Below are 16,646 nucleotides of genomic sequence, written 5' to 3' on the forward strand. Positions count from 1 at the left end.
ATCACAAAAGAAACGGTGCTCAGAGCACCGTTGCGATAAAGTTTCTGACGCGTCCGTTGTCCGGATCGTCGAGTACCTGCTGCGTCGGGCCAGCCGCCACAATTTTGCCGCTCTCCATAAAGACGATGTTATCGGCGACCTCGCGGGCAAATCCGATTTCATGGGTGACAACCACCATGGTGATACCGGAATGCGCCAGCTGTTTAATGACCTGCAGCACTTCACCCACCAGTTCCGGGTCAAGCGCCGAGGTCGGTTCATCAAACAACATAACGCCAGGATCCATCGCCAGTGCGCGGGCAATCGCAACGCGCTGCTGCTGACCACCGGAAAGGTTTTGCGGCCACTCATCTTCGCGACCAGACAGCCCCACCTGTTTCAGCAGCGCCAGTGCTTTACTGGTCGCCTGATGGCGGCTCTGCTTTTTCACCCGCATCGGCGCATCCGTGATGTTCTGCAACACGGTACGGTGCGGGAACAGGTTGAATTGCTGAAACACCATGCCGATTTCCGCCCGCTGGCGTGCAATGGCACTGCTGTTGAGTTCGTGCAGCGCCTGGCCTTTTTGTCGGTATCCCACCATCTGGCCGCCGATACGGATGGTGCCACCATCCAGCTTCTCAAGGTGATTAATGCAGCGCAGCAGCGTGGATTTACCGGAGCCGGATGGCCCCAGAATCACCGTGACCGACCCGGCAGGTATATCCAGGTTAACGTCGTCGAGGATGGTTACGCCAGAGAAGCGCTTAGTGACCTTGCGCAGTGCAATTGCTTCAGCCATTGCTCACACTCCTTTGGGTTTTCGGCAGCGAAAAGCGCGGCAACGACGGCCAGAGGCTGCGCTTTTCACGTCGCGTGACACCGCGGCCAAAATAACGCTCCACGTAATACTGGCCCACCGACAGCACTGAGGTCATCAGCAGATACCACAGGGTGGCGACCAGCAGCAGCGGGATCACTTCATAGGTGCGCTGATAGATAATCTGCGCCGAAAACAGCACATCCTGCAGAGAAATCACTGACACCACTGCCGTGGTTTTCAACTGGCCAATGATCTCGTTACCCGCTGGCGGCATAATGGCGCGCATCGCCTGCGGTAAAACGGTATGACGGAAAATCTGAGCCGGGCGATATCCAAGCGCGCGTGCCGCTTCAATCTGCCCATTACCCACGCTCTGGATACCCGCGCGCACAATTTCTGCGGCATAGGCGGACTGATGCATGACCAGCGCGATCACTGCCGCACTAAACGGGCTGACCAGCGCGTTGGACTGTGCACTCCAGAGCTCACCTAAACCGGGAATCGACAGCGCTATTCTGGGATAGAGCGCCGCGATGTTGTACCAGAGAAACAGCTGCACCAGCATCGGCACACCACGGAAAAACCAGGTGTAGGCCCAGCTCACCGCAACCAGAACCGGGTTTGATGAGAGACGCATCAGCGCCAGCACCGTGCCGAAGGCAAAGCCCAGCACCACTGAAATGGCGGTGAGCTGCAGCGTCATTAACACCCCCTGCAGAATGGAGGGCGCAGTGAAGTTGTCTGCGATGATCCCCCACTCAAAGCGCGGATTGTTAATCATCGAATGTGCCATCGCCACCACGCACAACAGCACCACCAGCGCACTCAGCCAGCGTCCGTAGTAGCGTTTACTGACGATTTTCAGATCGTCAGTGTGGTTCTGAATCTCACTCATTTAAAAATCTCTTCGTTGCGTCGGGCTTCGGTCACAGCACCAAATCCGATTCCCCAGTTATCGAGGATTTTCCGGTAGCTGCCATCTTTGATTAATGAGTTCAGCGCGGCCTGCACGGCAGGTTCAAGCGGAGAGGCTTTTGGGAAAGCGACAGAGACCGGTGCATCGTTAACGGTGATTTCGCCGCTCATGGTCAGCGGTTTGATTACCTTAACCTGCCACAGCAGCCCCTCATAGGGACCCAGGAACAGCGGTACGCGCCCGCTGACCACCGCCTGCACGCCAGCCGGACGATCCGGGAATATCGCTACCTTGATGGGCTGCTTACCTGCGGCCTCACAGGCTTTACTGGCTTCTTCCAGCCGCGTAACCTGGGTGGTACCGGAACCGGCGCCGACCTCTTTGCCGCAGACGTCACTGAGTGATTTAAACGGGGCGATACTGGCGTCTTTTCGGGAAATAATTCCCAGCAGGCTGGCGTTGTAGTAGCCGACAAAGTCGATCTGTTTCAGGCGGGTCGGTGTGGCATTTATGTTCGACAGCGCCACATCGTAACGTCCGGTTTTCAGACCGGGAATGATGTTGTCGAAGCCGCCCGTGTCGCGCCACTCTACCGCGATACCCAGACGTTCACCCACCGCATTCATGATGTCGATTTCGCGACCGGCCAGCGTCTTATTATCTTCTTTATAAAAGGTAGTTGGCGGCGTATTCGGGTTTGTTCCTGCCACAATGTAGCCACGCTTGAGGATATCCGCAGGAATCAGCGTTTTCAGCGCCGGATCGGCTTTAACATGTATGCTGCTGTCAGCAGGCACTGAGGGTTCTGCCGCAAAGCTGACGGATGCGTTGAGCACGAGTGTGAAAAGGGTCATTCTTTTTATCAATTTCACCGGAACCTTTCTCCTGATATTTAAAATGTTCCCCCAGAGGGAAAAGCGATCGTGACCTGTTGTCAGCGCTGAAAGAAAGCCAGATAAGCGGCGGGCTCCAGAGCTTTTATCATCCTCGTAACGTTCTGTTGTCATTCTCAGTGAAGACCGGCGGCGATCACAAATGCTAAAACCGGGAATATTTTGCTGGAATATGGCAATGGCGCGCGTTGCGAGGCTGTTGAACAGGCGCTGGCATCCTGTGACCGAAGAGATGAGCCGTTTGGTAAGGATTGGCGAGGCGAGAAAACGTCATACTGCGGTTAATTAATTGGCACAGCCAGGCTCTGATGATTAATAAAAATATAATTTCATTGATAAGTATTTATTGAAAAATCATCTCTTTGCGCCTGACCGATTCTTTTATCCGGGACTTATTTGATCAAAATCAATAACTATTTATTCAGGTAATGTAAAGACTGCAGCAGGCACGGGAATCATAATTTTAATCAAAATTATCAATACATTACACGAAGTAAATCAAAGATTAGCAGGCAGATAGTTTCCCTTGAGAATAATGAAAGCCTCATTAATCAGATCATTGAGTAAGCATAAATAATATTAAAGATTAGTCTGGCGCTGACGATAAGAAGATTATCTTTGAATTATTTAACAGCCTCTTCTCTGCTTCTGATATCTCACTAAAGGTGAACCTTATGGGCCTTGCTCAACGCATCTCCGATATTAAAATTGGGAAAAAACTGGGCGTCGGTTTTATCGTCGTCATTGCTGCCTCCCTCGCCATTACTTTTATCGCTTTCGATTGTTTTCGCAGTATTAAAGACAACTCCGCCCGGCGCACGATTACCGTGGAGATGGTAAACACGTTAAGCAAGGCACGCCTTAACCGCACCCTCTACCAGTACACCAAAGATCCCAAATTTGCCACGCAGAACGTTCAGGCCCTGAAGGAGTTAGATGCCCTTTATAAACGGCTGGATGGATTCAAATGGGATGAGATGGGCCAGCAGAAAGTCGCGCTGATGGGGCAGTTACTTAACGATTATCAGAATCAGCGCCAGACATTCGTGACGTCTGCGCAGGCGACAAGCAGCGCCTTTGATGCCATTAAACCGGGTGCCCTGATTGCGCTTGCGCATCAGTTTGAATCACTCGATATGGCTCTGACACCCGATGCGGCGCTGCCGGTCATGCACCTGGCCGCAGCGCTGTTTGATGCGGCCAATGTTGAAAAAGCGTTTCTCGATAAGCCGTCTGAGGCCAGCAGAGAGGCGATTCTTGAAGAATACACCGCTATCAACACCCTGAGCGAGCAACTGGATATTTTCGCCCAGCCGAATATTAATGACGTAACGCGAAATGTGCTCAGCACTCTGACGCAGCAACGCCAGGCTTTAACGCGCTATGTCGATGCGACAGAGAAAGAAAAGAGCGAATCGGCGGGCCTGACCACCACCGCAGAGCGGCTCAATGCGGTGGTCTCCGATACCTTTGCCTATCAGTCCCAGCTATCCTCTGAATTTATCAAACAGGCGGAGTGGCGCATTGCTTTTGCCGCGCTGATTTGTGTGGTGCTGAGTCTGCTGATTGCCTGGCGGATCACCCGCAACATTACGCTGCCATTGAAAGAGACGCTGAACGCAGCGCAACGTATTGCCAGCGGTGATTTAACAACCTCACTGAAAACCACACGTGGTGATGAGTTAGGTCAGCTGATGCAGGCGGTAGATGCAATGAACATCAGCCTGCAGAATATCATCACCAACGTGCGTGATGGCGTCAGCAGCGTGGCGCGTGCCTCGGCGGAAATCGCGGCAGGTAATACCGATCTTTCATCCCGCACAGAACAGCAGTCTGCCGCAGTGGTTCAGACCGCGGCCAGCATGGAAGAGCTCTCTTCAACGGTGAAACAGAATGCGGAGAACGCTCACCATGCGAGTCAGCTGGCGACAGACGCGTCAGTGAATGCCGGACGTGGTGGCGAGATTATCCGTGACGTTATCGAAACCATGAACAACATCAGCCAGAGTTCGGGCAAAATCGGCGAGATCATTCACGTCATCAACAGCATCTCTTTCCAGACCAATATTCTGGCCCTTAACGCCGCCGTCGAAGCGGCACGAGCCGGAGAGCAGGGTCGCGGATTTGCGGTGGTTGCCGGTGAAGTCAGAAATCTGGCCCAGCGCAGTTCACTGGCCGCCAAAGAGATTGAAACGCTGATACGCGAGTCACTTGATCGGGTTCATGATGGTTCTGAGTTTGTGGAACGCGCCGGTACCACCATGGATGACATCGTCCGCTCTGTCAGTCAGGTTAAAGATATTATGGGTGAAATTGCTGCCGCCTCTGACGAGCAAAACCGCGGCATTTCTCAGATCGCCACGGCAATGGCCGAGATGGATACCACGACGCAACAGAACGCCGCGCTGGTTGAAGAGTCCTCCGCCGCAGCCAGCTCACTGGAATCTCAGGCTGATGAACTGGAAAAAACAGTGGCCGTATTCCGTCTCTCTCCCGGACAAAGCAGCGTCAGCCGGGGCGCACCTGCCCTGTCGCCGCGTTTAGTGCCCGCAGTGCCCGTTAATGCATCAGCAGACTCAAGCTGGGAAAGCTTTTAACGGTTAGCGAAGCGTTAATTCTGTCTGACCGTAAATAGAGCCAGCCTTAATTATTGAGGCTGGCTGAAATAACAGCCCTCTTCAGACAAATAAGTGATCTGATTAATCAGAAGATAATAAGCCGTAGCGGTTAACGCGGGAATGACAGGGTCAGGCGAGCATCCGGAAACTGAGGGAAGGTCATATTATCGGCCACGACAGCTGAAACAAGCTGGCTCGTGCCTGATGATTCCGGTTTATATCCCGGCTGGCTTTGAAATGAGGGTAGATAAGAATCGCGATCGGTCTGTACAGAAAGCGATGGAGAGAGAGTTGTCGTCCCTGACAGCTTCTCCGGCCGGTATACGCTTTCGCGCAACCGATGAGGTCATCCGCTTCGTCGTTTTCCGGCCGGAGCCGGACTACGTCCATTGGCATCAGTTCCGTTACTGCTAGTTCAGCTCTTCGTTCAGGCTTGCAAGCGTCTGCAGGTACGGCACCTGCTGTTGAGCAATCGCCGGTGACTCAAAACTACTCAGCCAGCTTCTGGCTTCGGCGATTTTCGTCAGCCGATCCGCGTTGCTTTCAGATTTCGCCATATAACCCAGTTGGGTAAAGAGTGTTGCGATACTGATTTCTTTTTCACCCAGGGCAAGGTTTAGTGCCGCTTCGCCAATAATGACGTGGCCTTTCTCGTCGTTTTGAAATAACACAGAAAATCCTCCATTAGATACGAATTGATGACAACCTCACCAGAGACTGTAGTCGTAAAAGAGAGAACTGCCCGAATTTATCACTAAAAATCGCGCAACTTGCTGAACAAATGTACTTAATGTTTTTTTTCCGGATTGTTCTGTTTGTCTCTGCCGCCCTTCCTGTCAGACTTGCTTTTAAATTCACGATGGGATGTCACCATGAAACTTTCCATTCTCCTTACGCTGCTGGCTGCGACGGTCTGCTCCGTTTTTGCTGCCCATGGCAAATTTGAAACGCAGCAGGCTGGCCAGTCACTCTTCACGCAAAGCGGGGAAACGATCAGCGAAGAATAATGGCTGCGCGCAGCATCGTCAGTGACCGGCCAATCGGTTATGATCCGTTGCCATTTACCTGCCGGTTGCCCGATGTCTGCCATTATCGATACGTTTATCGCCCCGCCCTGCTTTGATGAGATAACCCTCCTCTTTCAGGACGACCATCTGCTGGTGATCAATAAACCCAGCGGCTTGCTGAGCCTGTCAGGCAAAAATCCGCAAAACCTCGATTCGGTGCATCATCGGCTGGTGAAGCTTTTTCCTGGCTGCACGCTGGTTCATCGGCTCGATTTTGGCACCTCCGGGCTGATGGTCGTAGCACGGAGCAAAGCGATTAACGCGGCACTCTGCCAGCAATTCAGCCAGCGCAGCGTGTGTAAAACTTATCAGGCGCTGCTGTGCGGGCACCTTGCCGATGACGAAGGCGTTATTGATGCCGCGATAGCGAAAGATCCGGCGCAGTTTCCCCGGATGGTGATTTGCCCGATCCAGGGGAAACCTGCGCGCTCATGCTACCGGGTCACAGAACGCGGTTATTATCAGGAAAAAAAGGGAAAGGGATTGCCGGTCACGCGGGTTGAACTGATGCCGGAAACCGGGCGCACCCATCAGCTGCGCATTCACTGTCAGCAGCTGCGGCACCCGATTCTGGGCTGTGATCTCTACGGCGGGCTTTTGCTGCCTGGCGCGGATCAGGCAGAGAGACTGATGCTGCACGCCAGCGGATTGACGTTTGTTCATCCTGTCAGCGGCAGCACGCTGCAACTCTCTGCCGACAGCCCGTTCTGAATGCGTCAGCGCGCTGTTACCACATCAAATCATCGGGCACTTTGAAATCAGCATAAGGATCATCTTCGTCCTGTGCTTCTTCGCTTAATGCACTGTTTAATACGATGGCACTGGCATCACGCTGCGCAATTTTATCCGCTACGCTGGCCGGGATGATAGCGTACTGGCTCTCGCCATTATTGTCAGCCGCCAGGCGGGCAATGGCGAGACGCCCATTCATCAGCTGAGTCTGCGTCAGCTTATCCACCATAATCTTTTTGATCAGGTTATTGTCGGTGAAATTGAAGCTGATGTTGCCTCTTGCCACGTCAATTTTGTTCATTTCGATCAGCTGTTTGACCTGCGCTTTGTACTCTTTAGACAGCACAGCCAGCTTCTGCTGCTCGTTCAGCTGCTTATCCCGCTCAAGCTGCGCTTTTTTGTTATCTTCCACCGCCGCTCTGGCTTCGCGTGCCTGAACCCTGGATTTCTTCGCTGTCCGCTGAACCTTGTCCATTTTTTTGCTGGATACTAATCCCGCTTTCAGCATCTGCTCTTGCAAGGTGAGTTTTGTCATTGTCGTCTCTGAACCCGTGAAATAATGTCCGGGATTATACCTGTAATCATCCGGGCTGTACCAGGTTGCCGCACCTGCCGCGCCCGCGATTGCGGGCAGCCTCTCAACACTGTGCTAACATTCCCCGGTCAAAATCACCTTATTGAGCACCATGTCAGAGCTAACAAAACGTAAAAATGACCCTGAAGGGCTGAAAAAACGCATCATCGCAGGCGCACTGAAAACCTTCGCGGAGTTTGGTATGCAGGGTGCCAGGCTGGAGCAGATTGCTGAGCATGCGCAAACCACTAAACGCATGGTGGTCTATCACTTTGGCAGTAAAGAGCAGCTTTATATCCACGTGCTGGAGCAGGTTTATCAGCAGATACGTCAGCACGAAACCGGCCTGAACCTGGCGGCGATGGAGCCGGAACTGGCCATGACCCGCCTGGTGGAAGCCAGTTTTGATTACCATGTCGAGCATCCCGATTTTATCCGGCTGGTCTGCAGTGAGAACCTGTTGCGCGGGCGCTACATCACCCAGTCGCCGCAGATTAAAGCCCTTAACCGCAGCGCGCTGGATCTGCTGGATGACATTCTGGCACGCGGTCAGCAACAGGGCGTGTTCACTGCCGATGTGCAGACCATCGATGTCCATCGCCTGATCAGCAGTATCTGCGTTCATCACGTCTCAAACCGCTACACCTTCAACGCCCTTTTCAGCCCGGACAACAGCGAAGCAGAGAGTATCCGCCGCAATCGTCAGCTGGCTGTAACCGCAACGTTACGCTATATCCGCAAATAATTGCCCGCAGGCCGGGCTGCGCTTAGCCATAGTCTACGCTTACTGATACTTGTCACTAAAATGCAATAATAAGGAATGCTGTTGTGAGCAGAGATGCACGCCTCTATCCGCTTCGTCAGACCCATGTTGAACCCGATGATGATGCGCTGTGGAACTGGGCGCAGAACGCGCAAATCGGCAGCCGTCACCAGGTTCAGCGTCCCGCCAGTGAAGCGGAATTACAGAGACTTATCCGGGAGTCACACGGCCAGATTCGGGTGATCGGCAGCAAGCTGTCGCCTGGTCGTATGCTGCATGTCAGTGATGACGATGTGCTGCTCGATCTCAGCGCACTGAGCGGCCAGCTTGCCAGTGATGAACAGAGCGTAACCTTTGGTGGCGCGACCCCGCTTGAGCAGGTCTATCGCAGCCTGACCGAAATGAACCGCATGCTGGCTTCATCGCCAGGCGTGATTGCGATTCAGACGCTGGCGGGCGCGATGGCGACCGGAACGCACGGCCAGGGATTGCAGCAGAGTTCGATTGCCGACGAAGCGCTGGCAATCAGAATGGTGCTGGCCGATGGCAGCGTGCGCGAATTTGTTCGTGGCGACGCTGACTTCCCGGCAGCGCAGGTCTCACTGGGCGCACTAGGCATTGTTACCGCGGTAACCCTGCGTACCCAGCCGTTTAGCATCTTCACCTGCCACAAATATGCCGTCTCTGCCGATACCCTTGAAGAGGATCTGCTGCGCTGGAACAACGACTATCCGCTGAGCAAAGCCTGGTGGTTTGTCGATGACAACCTGATGCACGTCTGGAACGCCCATGAGGCGAGTGACGAAGAGCGTCAGCGCTACGAAGCGCAGGGTCGTCAGGTGGTGGAACATGAGGGCGACGTTGACGAAAGCCTCAACGACACTATCGACCAGACGCTGGCACATATGCACCGCGATACGCAGATTGAGGGCAAAGGGGGAAAACAGTTTCGCACCGTCACCCGTTTTCGTGATTTCACCGATGTTACCGGTGACATTTACCAGCTCTTCTGCCGCGGCATTGCGGTGCCGCAGATCAATGTGGAAATCGGCGTGCCGCTGGCAAAAACCCCGGCCATCATTCGCCGCATCAAGCAGTGGTATGCCGAGAACCGTCCGCATATGCACTACCCGATTATCCTGCGCTGCACCGGTGCATCATCGGCCTGGCTCAGTCCGGCCGCTGACCAGCCAACCTGCTTTTTCGGCTTCGTGGTCTATTACGCCGACGATGGTTCGCTGTCACAGGAAGGACTGCACTTCCTGACGGAAGTGGAAAAACTGCTGGCCGAAGAGGGCGGACGCCCGCACTGGGGCAAATATTACGATGAAGAACGTTACAACTGGCGTGAGATCTATCCGCAGTGGGACGCCTTCCGCGCCCTGCGCAGCCAGCTCGACCCAAATGGCCGACTGGGTAACGACTACATCACGCCACTTTTTGACTGATTGAGGAAAGCTATGTTTGCCTGGGTAACGCTGTTAACTCAACCCGATTATCTGGTGGGCGTGAAAGCGCTGCACCGTTCGCTGCAACAGAGCCACAGCCAGTGGCCGCTGGTGGTGATGACCACGCCGGCGATTTCAGCGTCTGACTGTCAGATTTTGCAGGATGAGGGCTGTGTCATTAAACCGGTCGACCCCCTCTATCCGCGCGACGATCTGGATCAGCACTACGCATCGGCGCAGTTCGGCGAAGTCTGGACCAAGCTGCGCGCCTGGCAGCTAACCGATTATGAGCGCGTCGTGTTTCTGGATGCCGATATGCTGGTCCTTCAAAACATGGATGAGCTTTTTACCCTGGATCTGGGCGATAACCCGCTCGCCGCCTGTCACGCCTGCCGCTGTAATCCCAACCAGATTGCCTCTTATCCGGCAGAGTGGCAGCCTGAGCAGTGCCACTATACCTGGCAGGCGCGCGGTGAAAAGGCGCCAGAGAGTGTGGATCTGTACCTGAACGGCGGTTTTCTGGTGCTGAAGCCCGATAATGCGATGTTCGACGTACTGGAAAAGCGTATTGCCGGCATTGATGATCTCAGTAACTATCCCTTCTCCGAACAGGATCTGCTGAACGAAGTGTTTGCCAATCGCTGGAAGCCGCTCTCTTACATCTACAATGCCTTGAAAACGCTGCCGTTTCAGCACAGCGGTCTCTGGCACGATGAAGAGGTGAAGAACCTGCACTATATTCTGGCAAAACCGTGGAAACGCGATCTCAGCCAGCCCGAGAGCCAGCGCGATCGCTTTTATGCGCTGGATAAATTGTGGTGGGAAAAAAGCGGTCTGATCTGATTGGGTGTGGGCGGGAAGCCAACGTTTTCCGCCCTGTCCGCCTGGGTTAATCAACACATCGGCAATACCCTCTATCCCTTTGATTCTGCCCTACACCTCAATCCAGCGGCGTTGCTCTGCTGAGTGAGCAATCGCTTCCAGCACCTTCTGAACCTGCAATCCCTCTGCAAAATCGGGCCACATGCGATCGCCCGCCGCGATGCCGTTGATCAGGTCGCGAATCTCCACCGTTTTCTGATCGTTAAAGCCGATACCGTGCCCGGCAGAAACACAGAAGTTCGCGTAATCAGGGTGCGCTGGTCCGGTCAGGATAGTTTTAAATCCCTGACGCCCGGCCGGTTCGTCATGCAGATAAAGCTCCAGCTCCGCCATGCGCTCCTGGGTGTAGCGCAGTGTGCCTTTAGTGCCGGTGACAACGTAAGTCAGGCCCATTTTTGCGCCACAGGCGATGCGTGAGGTTTCAATCACGCCGTGCGCGCCGTTATGGAAGCGCAGCAGCGCGCTGGCCTGATCTTCGTTTTCGACCGGTAACTGCCGCGCAGGCTCTTTCGGGTCGGGCCGGGAGGCGATCACCGTCATCATGTCGCCGCTGACCTCAGCAATGTCACCCACCAGGTAGTGCGCCATATTAACGATATGCGCCGCCAGATCGCCCAGCGCACCGAGGCCTGCCAGCGCTTTCTGACAGTGCCAGTCGAGCGGCGTTTCCGGTCTGGCGAGATAATCCTCGTTATGGGTGCCGTAGAAATGCACCACGTCGCCTATTTCACCATTGGCAATGATCTCTTTCGCCAGCTGGCTGGTAGGGTTTTTCATATAGTTGAAGCCCACCAGCGTTTTGACTCCGGCCGCATCGGCTGCCGCCACCATCTCCTGCGCATCCGCCACGCTTAACGACAGCGGCTTTTCTGAATAGACGTGTTTGCCGTGGCGTATCGCCTCCAGCGCCATCTCTTTATGCAGGAAGTTGGGGGCGCAGATATCCACGACATCAATCGCCGGGTCGCTGACCAGCGCGCGCCAGTCACCCGTCGAGCGCGCGAAACCAAAGGTCGCCGCCTGACGGGCGGCGAGCTCCGGGTTCACTTCAGCCAGCATCTCCCGCACGATTTCGCCTTTCAGCGAAAATACGGTGGGCGCCTGCGCATAAGCAATCGCGTGGCAGCGTCCGATATAGCCGCTGCCAATCATGCCGATTCTGACTTTGTTCATTTCAACTCCAGAGATTCTGTTCAGGGTTGAAATGGAATCTACGTTTCGTTTTTATTGCTGACAAAGCCAGAATGGAGACTTTGTGACGCCCGTAAAAAACTATCCGGTTAAATCACGCGCCCGGCCGCCTGACAAGGACAATACAGCGCCAGAACACCTCATAAACACCTCAGTTTTACACGTGGCGTTTTGCCGGATGAGTCAGCCGCACAGGCCGCTCTTTCAGTGCTTAAAACGCCATAGTGGCGACTATTTCAGCAGTCGCGCTAATTTATGAAAAAGAGCTTTGACATGGCCCGGCGTGGCCGTTACTATGCGCCCCGTTCAAACGATTCCTCTGTAGTTCAGTCGGTAGAACGGCGGACTGTTAATCCGTATGTCACTGGTTCGAGTCCAGTCAGAGGAGCCAAATTTGAAAAGCCTGCTTAGGAAACTAAGCGGGTTTTTTGCTTTTCATACTTCTGATAAAATACCTGCGTCTTACTCAGTCTGTTTCCTCTTCAAATTCCCCGTTCTTTTCGTTATTGCCTGATACTTAGACATTCGGTTCCGCCCTCACTTAAAGGTTCATTTCTGACCCCTACATCTCATACTCTCTTTAACAAATGTTTTAACAGTGGCTTAAAGTGTCATAAATGACCTTTCATCAGCATATTTCGCATTCTGGCGGTAAGATGAGAAGATGCTGCCGTTAATAGGTTCAAAAATGACCCTATTAGAACTATAGTCGGACCATATCGTTTCAAAAAACGTACTGAGAATGCAGAAAAGGTCAAAAATGAACCTTGATGAGATTAAATCTTCGCTGATAAACCTTTCTGAGTCAGATCGGCGAAAGGTATTGGCGGGGTTCGCTTTGAGTAGAGAAGCCACAACAGAAGCGGACGAACCGGACACCCGATCGGTGCTGAGTGCTCTGACGTTTCCGACACTGCCACAACTACTGGCCAATGAACTCAAACGACAAAACATCACCTATGAAGAGATGGCGATTCAGATTGGTGTATCACTCTCAACATTTAAACGACTGATTGCCAGACCATCTTCTGCAAAGGCAATAAATCTTCACGCCTTACTTAAAGAACTGGGTATAAAAGTATGGCTCGAAAAATAGAGGTGTGGCTTTACAACACGCTGGCAGGGACGCTGAGTGAAGGGCATAACGGTTATACTTTCTGCTACCTGCCTACTTATGTCGGCTGTGCGATATCTCTCAGCATGCCGGTAAGACCTGAGCCCTATTTAAGTGAAGAGCTACATCCCTTCTTTAAAGGTTTAGCGCCGGAAGGCTGGTTGCGAAAACGCTATTCTGAAATTCAAAAAATTGATGATAAAGATCTGTTCGGCTTACTGATGGAAAATGGCAACGATTTGCTTGGGGCTGTCGTCTTTAAAGAGATAACATCATGAATTCAGAACGCTGCCTGATCACATTAAAACGGCTTAAAGAATCTGAGCTAAAAACCGGCTACTCAACAAAAGGCATCCGGCATCTGCTGGGTAGTCTGAATGTGGCTCTTAGCCTGCCGTTTACGCGCAGTCAGTTTATTCAGGAACTCCCTGAACGTCAGAAAGGCATGAGCATTTCAGGCTATCAACCCAAACTGTCGCTTCGCCTGGAAAAGGGAGAACTGGTGGTCGTCAGCAATGATGGCACCTATATCCTGAAACCCTCTCCGGAAGAATATCCACACCTGGCAGAAAACGAGCATGCCACTATGTGCGTTATGCAGCGTCTGAAATTTGACGTTCCCCCGTTCGGGCTGATGCCATTCAGACACGATGAAAATCGGCCAGATGAAATGGCGTTTGTCATTAAAAGGTATGACCGGACAGCGTCAGATAACGCGAGATTACATCAGGAACAGCTGGATGGCGCGATGGGTCTCGGCGATAAATATGGCAGGATTGATAATCATAAAGCCATCAGTTACGAGAAAGCCGCTAAATTCCTGAATACCAGAGTGAACAGCAGTTTAAAGAGTAAACGAGACCTCTTTTTGCGCATCGTGTATGCCTATGTGCTGGGAAACAATGATTTTCATCTGCGCAATATCGGGATTATCCTGCCTCCGCAGGGTTCACCCTGGCTGGCCCCGGTTTATGACTTTATCAGCGTTGTGCCCTACCCTGCAGCGTTTGGAGAGTATTTAGCTTTGCCCCTGCTGGAACGTGAAGAAAATGATGCAGGAAACGCACCTGGGATGAATTCAGAGTACGGAGAATATCTGGGTGCAGACTTTATCCTGCTTGCCCAGGGTATGGATATTAATCCGACACTGGCACGAAAATGGCTTTCCGAGGTGGTGAGTCATCATCAGCTTATTATCGATACTTATAATGAAAGTCATATGCCTGAATCGCAGCGGGAAGCCGTACTTGACTACGTGGCCCGAAGGATCACGTTACTGGCAGTGACCGAAATTTAAATGATGCCATTAACCTGTTGTACTTGGGTTGTAAAAGGATAGTTAAGCGGTCGAATAACTCACCTGCTCTCATAAAAAAACCCGCTAATATCAGCGGGTTTCAGGTTTTACAACGTCAACAGCAATCAGAGTTCAAACCGATCCAGATTCATCACTTTGGTCCAGGCGGCAACAAAGTCTTTGACGAATTTTTCACGGGCGTCGCTGCTGGCGTAGACTTCCGCCGAGGCGCGTAACACCGCATTGGAGCCAAACACCAGATCGGCGCGCGTGGCGGTGAAACGGGTTTCGCCAGTGACGCGATCCCGTCCAATGAATTTCTCATTGGTCGAATCGGCGGCTTTCCACTCGGTGCGCATATCCAGCAGATTCACGAAGAAGTCTGTGTTCAGCGTCCCTGTGTGGTGCGTGAAGACACCGTGCTGGCTGCCATCAAAGTTAGTACCCAGTGCACGCATCCCACCAACCAGCACCGTTAACTCCGGCACGGTCAGGGTCAGCTGCTGCGCTTTATCGATCAGCAGATTTTCGGTGGTGGTTTTGCCGAAGCCAGTACCGTAGTTACGGAAACCATCTGCACGCGGTTTCAGCAGATCGAATGACTCGATATCAGTCTGATCCTGACGCGCATCAACACGGCCCGGAGTAAATGGCACGTCAATTTCAACGCCAGCTGCTTTCGCCGCCTGCTCAACGCCGATCACACCCGCCAGCACAATCACATCTGCCAGTGAAGCCTTGTGCGCTTCACGCTGCACCGCTTCCAGCGTCGGCAGCACGCGTACCGCGACGGCATTGACGTCCCACTCACGCTGCGGCAGCAACGCCAGGCGGGCACCGTTGGCACCACCACGTTTGTCGCCGCCACGGAAGGTTGATGCCGAGGCCCAGGCAACCGAAACCAGCTCGCTGACGCTGAGGCCGGTTGCAGCGATTTTCTCTTTCAGCTGCGCGATATCCGCCACGGTTGGATGATAAACCGGTGCAGGCAGCGGATCCTGCCAGATCAGATCTTCCTGCGGGACTTCAGGTCCGATGTAGCGCGCTTTTGGCCCCATATCACGGTGAGTCAGTTTAAACCAGGCACGGGCAAAGGCTTCGTTGAACGCTTGCGGATCGTTGTGGAAACGACGCGAAATCTTTTCAAACTCCGGGTCAAATCGCAGCGTCAGATCGGTCACCAGCATGGTCGGCTTGTGTTTCTTCGCGGCGTCAAACGCATCCGGGATAATATCCGGCGCATCAGCTGCCACGAACTGGATGGCACCGGCCGGGCTGCGCGTCTGAACCCACTCATATTTGAACAGGTTCTCGAAGAAGTAGTTACTCCACTGGGTTGGCGTCTGAGACCAGATTACTTCCAGACCAGAGGTAATCGCATCTGCGCCAACGCCCGTGCCGTGGCTGTTGACCCAGCCCAGGCCCTGCGCCTCAATCGGTGCGGTTTCCGGATCGACACCGACGTGGCTGGCCGGTGCGGCACCGTGGGTTTTACCCAGCGTATGTCCACCAGCAATCAATGCCACGATCTCTTCGTCGTTCATGCCCATGTTGCCGAAAGTGGCGCGAATAGCCGGGGCCGCAGAGGCAGGATCGCCGCTGTGTTCCGGACCTTCCGGGTTCACGTAAATCAGACCCATTTCGGTAGCGCCCAGTGGCGACTGCGCCAGGGATTCCGGGTGACGGTGTTCCAGCCAGGCGGCTTCTTCGCCCCAGTTCACATCCATATCCGGTTCCCAGACATCTTCACGTCCGGCACCAAAGCCGAAGGTACGGAATCCGGAATTTTCCAGCGCGACGTTGCCCGCCAGAATGTAGAGGTCGGCCCAGGAGATCTTCTGACCATATTTCTGTTTAACCGGCCACAGTAAGCGGCGCGCTTTATCCAGACTGACGTTGTCTGGCCAGGAGTTTAGAGGTGCGAAGCGTTGCTGACCACGACCTGAACCACCGCGTCCGTCCACGGAGCGATAGGTTCCGGCGCTGTGCCAGGCCATACGAATAAACAGGCCGATGTAGCTGCCCCAGTCAGCGGGCCACCAGGCTTGTGACTCGGTGAGCAACCCTTTGATGTCAGCTTTCAGCGCTGAGTAATCTAATTTGGCAAATTCTTTACGGTAATCGAAGGATTCATCAAGCGGATTCGAACGGGATGAGTGCTGGTTCAGCAGGTCAACCCGAAGTTGATTAGGCCACCAGTCGCGGTTGGTTGTTCCGCCGCCCGGCGCCTGATTTTCCTGAGAAGGCTTACCGGCATGAAAAGGACATTTGCCCTCGGGCGCTTCGCGATCGGCTTCGACAATAGGCTTTGCATCTTTTGCATCTTCATCAATGGAATTGCTCATGGTC

Annotated in this window: 16 protein-coding genes and 1 tRNA gene; 9 read left to right on the forward strand and 8 right to left on the reverse strand. The window is 53.5% G+C overall.

The window, feature by feature from the left end; all coding sequences use genetic code 11:
* Positions 1-19: 19 nt before the first annotated feature.
* Genes GVJ63_RS06025 through GVJ63_RS06035 form a run of 3 tightly spaced genes read right to left on the reverse strand, consistent with a single transcriptional unit; the run spans position 20 to position 2,572 of the window.
* Complete coding sequence (locus tag GVJ63_RS06025) at positions 20-781, reverse strand: amino acid ABC transporter ATP-binding protein (RefSeq protein WP_022624977.1); 762 nt, start codon at positions 779-781, stop codon at positions 20-22.
* Positions 774-1,697 (reverse strand): amino acid ABC transporter permease, encoded by a 924-nt coding sequence (locus GVJ63_RS06030; protein WP_159226562.1) that lies wholly within the window; start codon positions 1,695-1,697, stop codon positions 774-776. The genes GVJ63_RS06025 and GVJ63_RS06030 overlap by 8 nt, the downstream gene beginning before the upstream one ends.
* The gene (locus tag GVJ63_RS06035) at positions 1,694-2,572 is read right to left on the reverse strand and encodes an ABC transporter substrate-binding protein (RefSeq protein ID WP_010247954.1); all 879 of its coding nucleotides are present in this window, start codon (positions 2,570-2,572) and stop codon (positions 1,694-1,696) included. Before GVJ63_RS06035 ends, GVJ63_RS06030 begins: the two co-directional genes overlap by 4 nt.
* A 713-nt stretch (positions 2,573-3,285) precedes the next feature.
* Between GVJ63_RS06035 and GVJ63_RS06040 the strand changes: the two genes are divergently transcribed.
* Entirely contained in the window at positions 3,286-5,208 is a 1,923-nt protein-coding gene (locus GVJ63_RS06040) for a methyl-accepting chemotaxis protein (protein ID WP_159226563.1), read from the forward strand.
* A 431-nt stretch (positions 5,209-5,639) separates the two neighbouring features.
* Here the strand turns inward: GVJ63_RS06040 and GVJ63_RS06045 are convergent, their stop codons facing one another.
* The gene (locus tag GVJ63_RS06045; RefSeq protein ID WP_159226564.1) at positions 5,640-5,900 is read right to left on the reverse strand and encodes a hypothetical protein; all 261 of its coding nucleotides are present in this window, start codon (positions 5,898-5,900) and stop codon (positions 5,640-5,642) included.
* A gap of 116 nt (positions 5,901-6,016) precedes the next feature.
* Positions 6,017-6,319 (reverse strand): hypothetical protein, encoded by a 303-nt coding sequence (locus GVJ63_RS06050; RefSeq protein ID WP_154210388.1) that lies wholly within the window; start codon positions 6,317-6,319, stop codon positions 6,017-6,019.
* Between GVJ63_RS06050 and GVJ63_RS06055 the strand changes: the two genes are divergently transcribed.
* Positions 6,309-7,007 carry an RluA family pseudouridine synthase gene (locus tag GVJ63_RS06055; protein ID WP_159226565.1) on the forward strand — a complete coding sequence of 233 codons (699 nt, stop codon included), beginning with the start codon at positions 6,309-6,311 and terminating at the stop codon, positions 7,005-7,007. The genes GVJ63_RS06050 and GVJ63_RS06055 overlap by 11 nt on opposite strands.
* A gap of 16 nt (positions 7,008-7,023) precedes the next feature.
* Here the strand turns inward: GVJ63_RS06055 and GVJ63_RS06060 are convergent, their stop codons facing one another.
* Positions 7,024-7,563, reverse strand: a complete 540-nt coding sequence (locus GVJ63_RS06060; RefSeq protein WP_159226566.1) for a DUF2058 domain-containing protein — start codon at positions 7,561-7,563, stop codon at positions 7,024-7,026.
* A gap of 151 nt (positions 7,564-7,714) precedes the next feature.
* Between GVJ63_RS06060 and GVJ63_RS06065 the strand changes: the two genes are divergently transcribed.
* The 3 genes from GVJ63_RS06065 (at position 7,715) to GVJ63_RS06075 (ending at position 10,656) form a co-directional block, all read left to right on the forward strand.
* Complete coding sequence (locus GVJ63_RS06065) at positions 7,715-8,347, forward strand: TetR family transcriptional regulator (RefSeq protein WP_010247970.1); 633 nt, start codon at positions 7,715-7,717, stop codon at positions 8,345-8,347.
* An 83-nt stretch (positions 8,348-8,430) separates the two neighbouring features.
* A complete protein-coding gene (locus tag GVJ63_RS06070) occupies positions 8,431-9,813 on the forward strand; it encodes a D-arabinono-1,4-lactone oxidase (protein ID WP_132500078.1) in 1,383 nt (460 codons plus the stop codon).
* A 12-nt stretch (positions 9,814-9,825) separates the two neighbouring features.
* Positions 9,826-10,656, forward strand: coding sequence for a glycosyltransferase family 8 protein (locus tag GVJ63_RS06075; RefSeq protein ID WP_159226567.1), 831 nt, complete (start codon positions 9,826-9,828; stop codon positions 10,654-10,656).
* Positions 10,657-10,746: 90 nt separating this feature from the next.
* On the opposite strand, the gene GVJ63_RS06080 is transcribed toward GVJ63_RS06075, so the two are convergent.
* Entirely contained in the window at positions 10,747-11,868 is a 1,122-nt protein-coding gene (locus tag GVJ63_RS06080) for a Gfo/Idh/MocA family protein (protein WP_159226568.1), read from the reverse strand.
* Between the two features lie 333 nt (positions 11,869-12,201).
* Here GVJ63_RS06080 and GVJ63_RS06085 point away from each other — a divergent pair.
* The 4 genes from GVJ63_RS06085 (at position 12,202) to GVJ63_RS06100 (ending at position 14,297) form a co-directional block, all read left to right on the forward strand.
* Positions 12,202-12,277 (forward strand) — tRNA-Asn (locus tag GVJ63_RS06085).
* Between the two features lie 369 nt (positions 12,278-12,646).
* A complete protein-coding gene (locus tag GVJ63_RS06090; protein ID WP_124890101.1) occupies positions 12,647-12,982 on the forward strand; it encodes a helix-turn-helix transcriptional regulator in 336 nt (111 codons plus the stop codon).
* On the forward strand, positions 12,967-13,278 hold the full coding sequence (locus GVJ63_RS06095; protein WP_124890102.1) for a HipA N-terminal domain-containing protein: 312 nt from the start codon (positions 12,967-12,969) through the stop codon (positions 13,276-13,278). Before GVJ63_RS06090 ends, GVJ63_RS06095 begins: the two co-directional genes overlap by 16 nt.
* A complete protein-coding gene (locus GVJ63_RS06100) occupies positions 13,275-14,297 on the forward strand; it encodes a type II toxin-antitoxin system HipA family toxin (RefSeq protein WP_159226569.1) in 1,023 nt (340 codons plus the stop codon). The genes GVJ63_RS06095 and GVJ63_RS06100 overlap by 4 nt, the downstream gene beginning before the upstream one ends.
* Before the next feature lie 125 nt (positions 14,298-14,422).
* Here the strand turns inward: GVJ63_RS06100 and katG are convergent, their stop codons facing one another.
* Positions 14,423-16,642: a catalase/peroxidase HPI gene (gene katG / locus GVJ63_RS06105; RefSeq protein WP_022624989.1), complete on the reverse strand. Its 2,220-nt coding sequence runs from the start codon at positions 16,640-16,642 to the stop codon at positions 14,423-14,425.
* Between the last annotated feature and the right edge of the window lie 4 nt (positions 16,643-16,646).

It is taken from the genome of Pantoea sp. 18059, from assembly GCF_902706165.1.
GTDB classification, from domain to species: Bacteria; Pseudomonadota; Gammaproteobacteria; order Enterobacterales; family Enterobacteriaceae; genus Pantoea; species Pantoea agglomerans.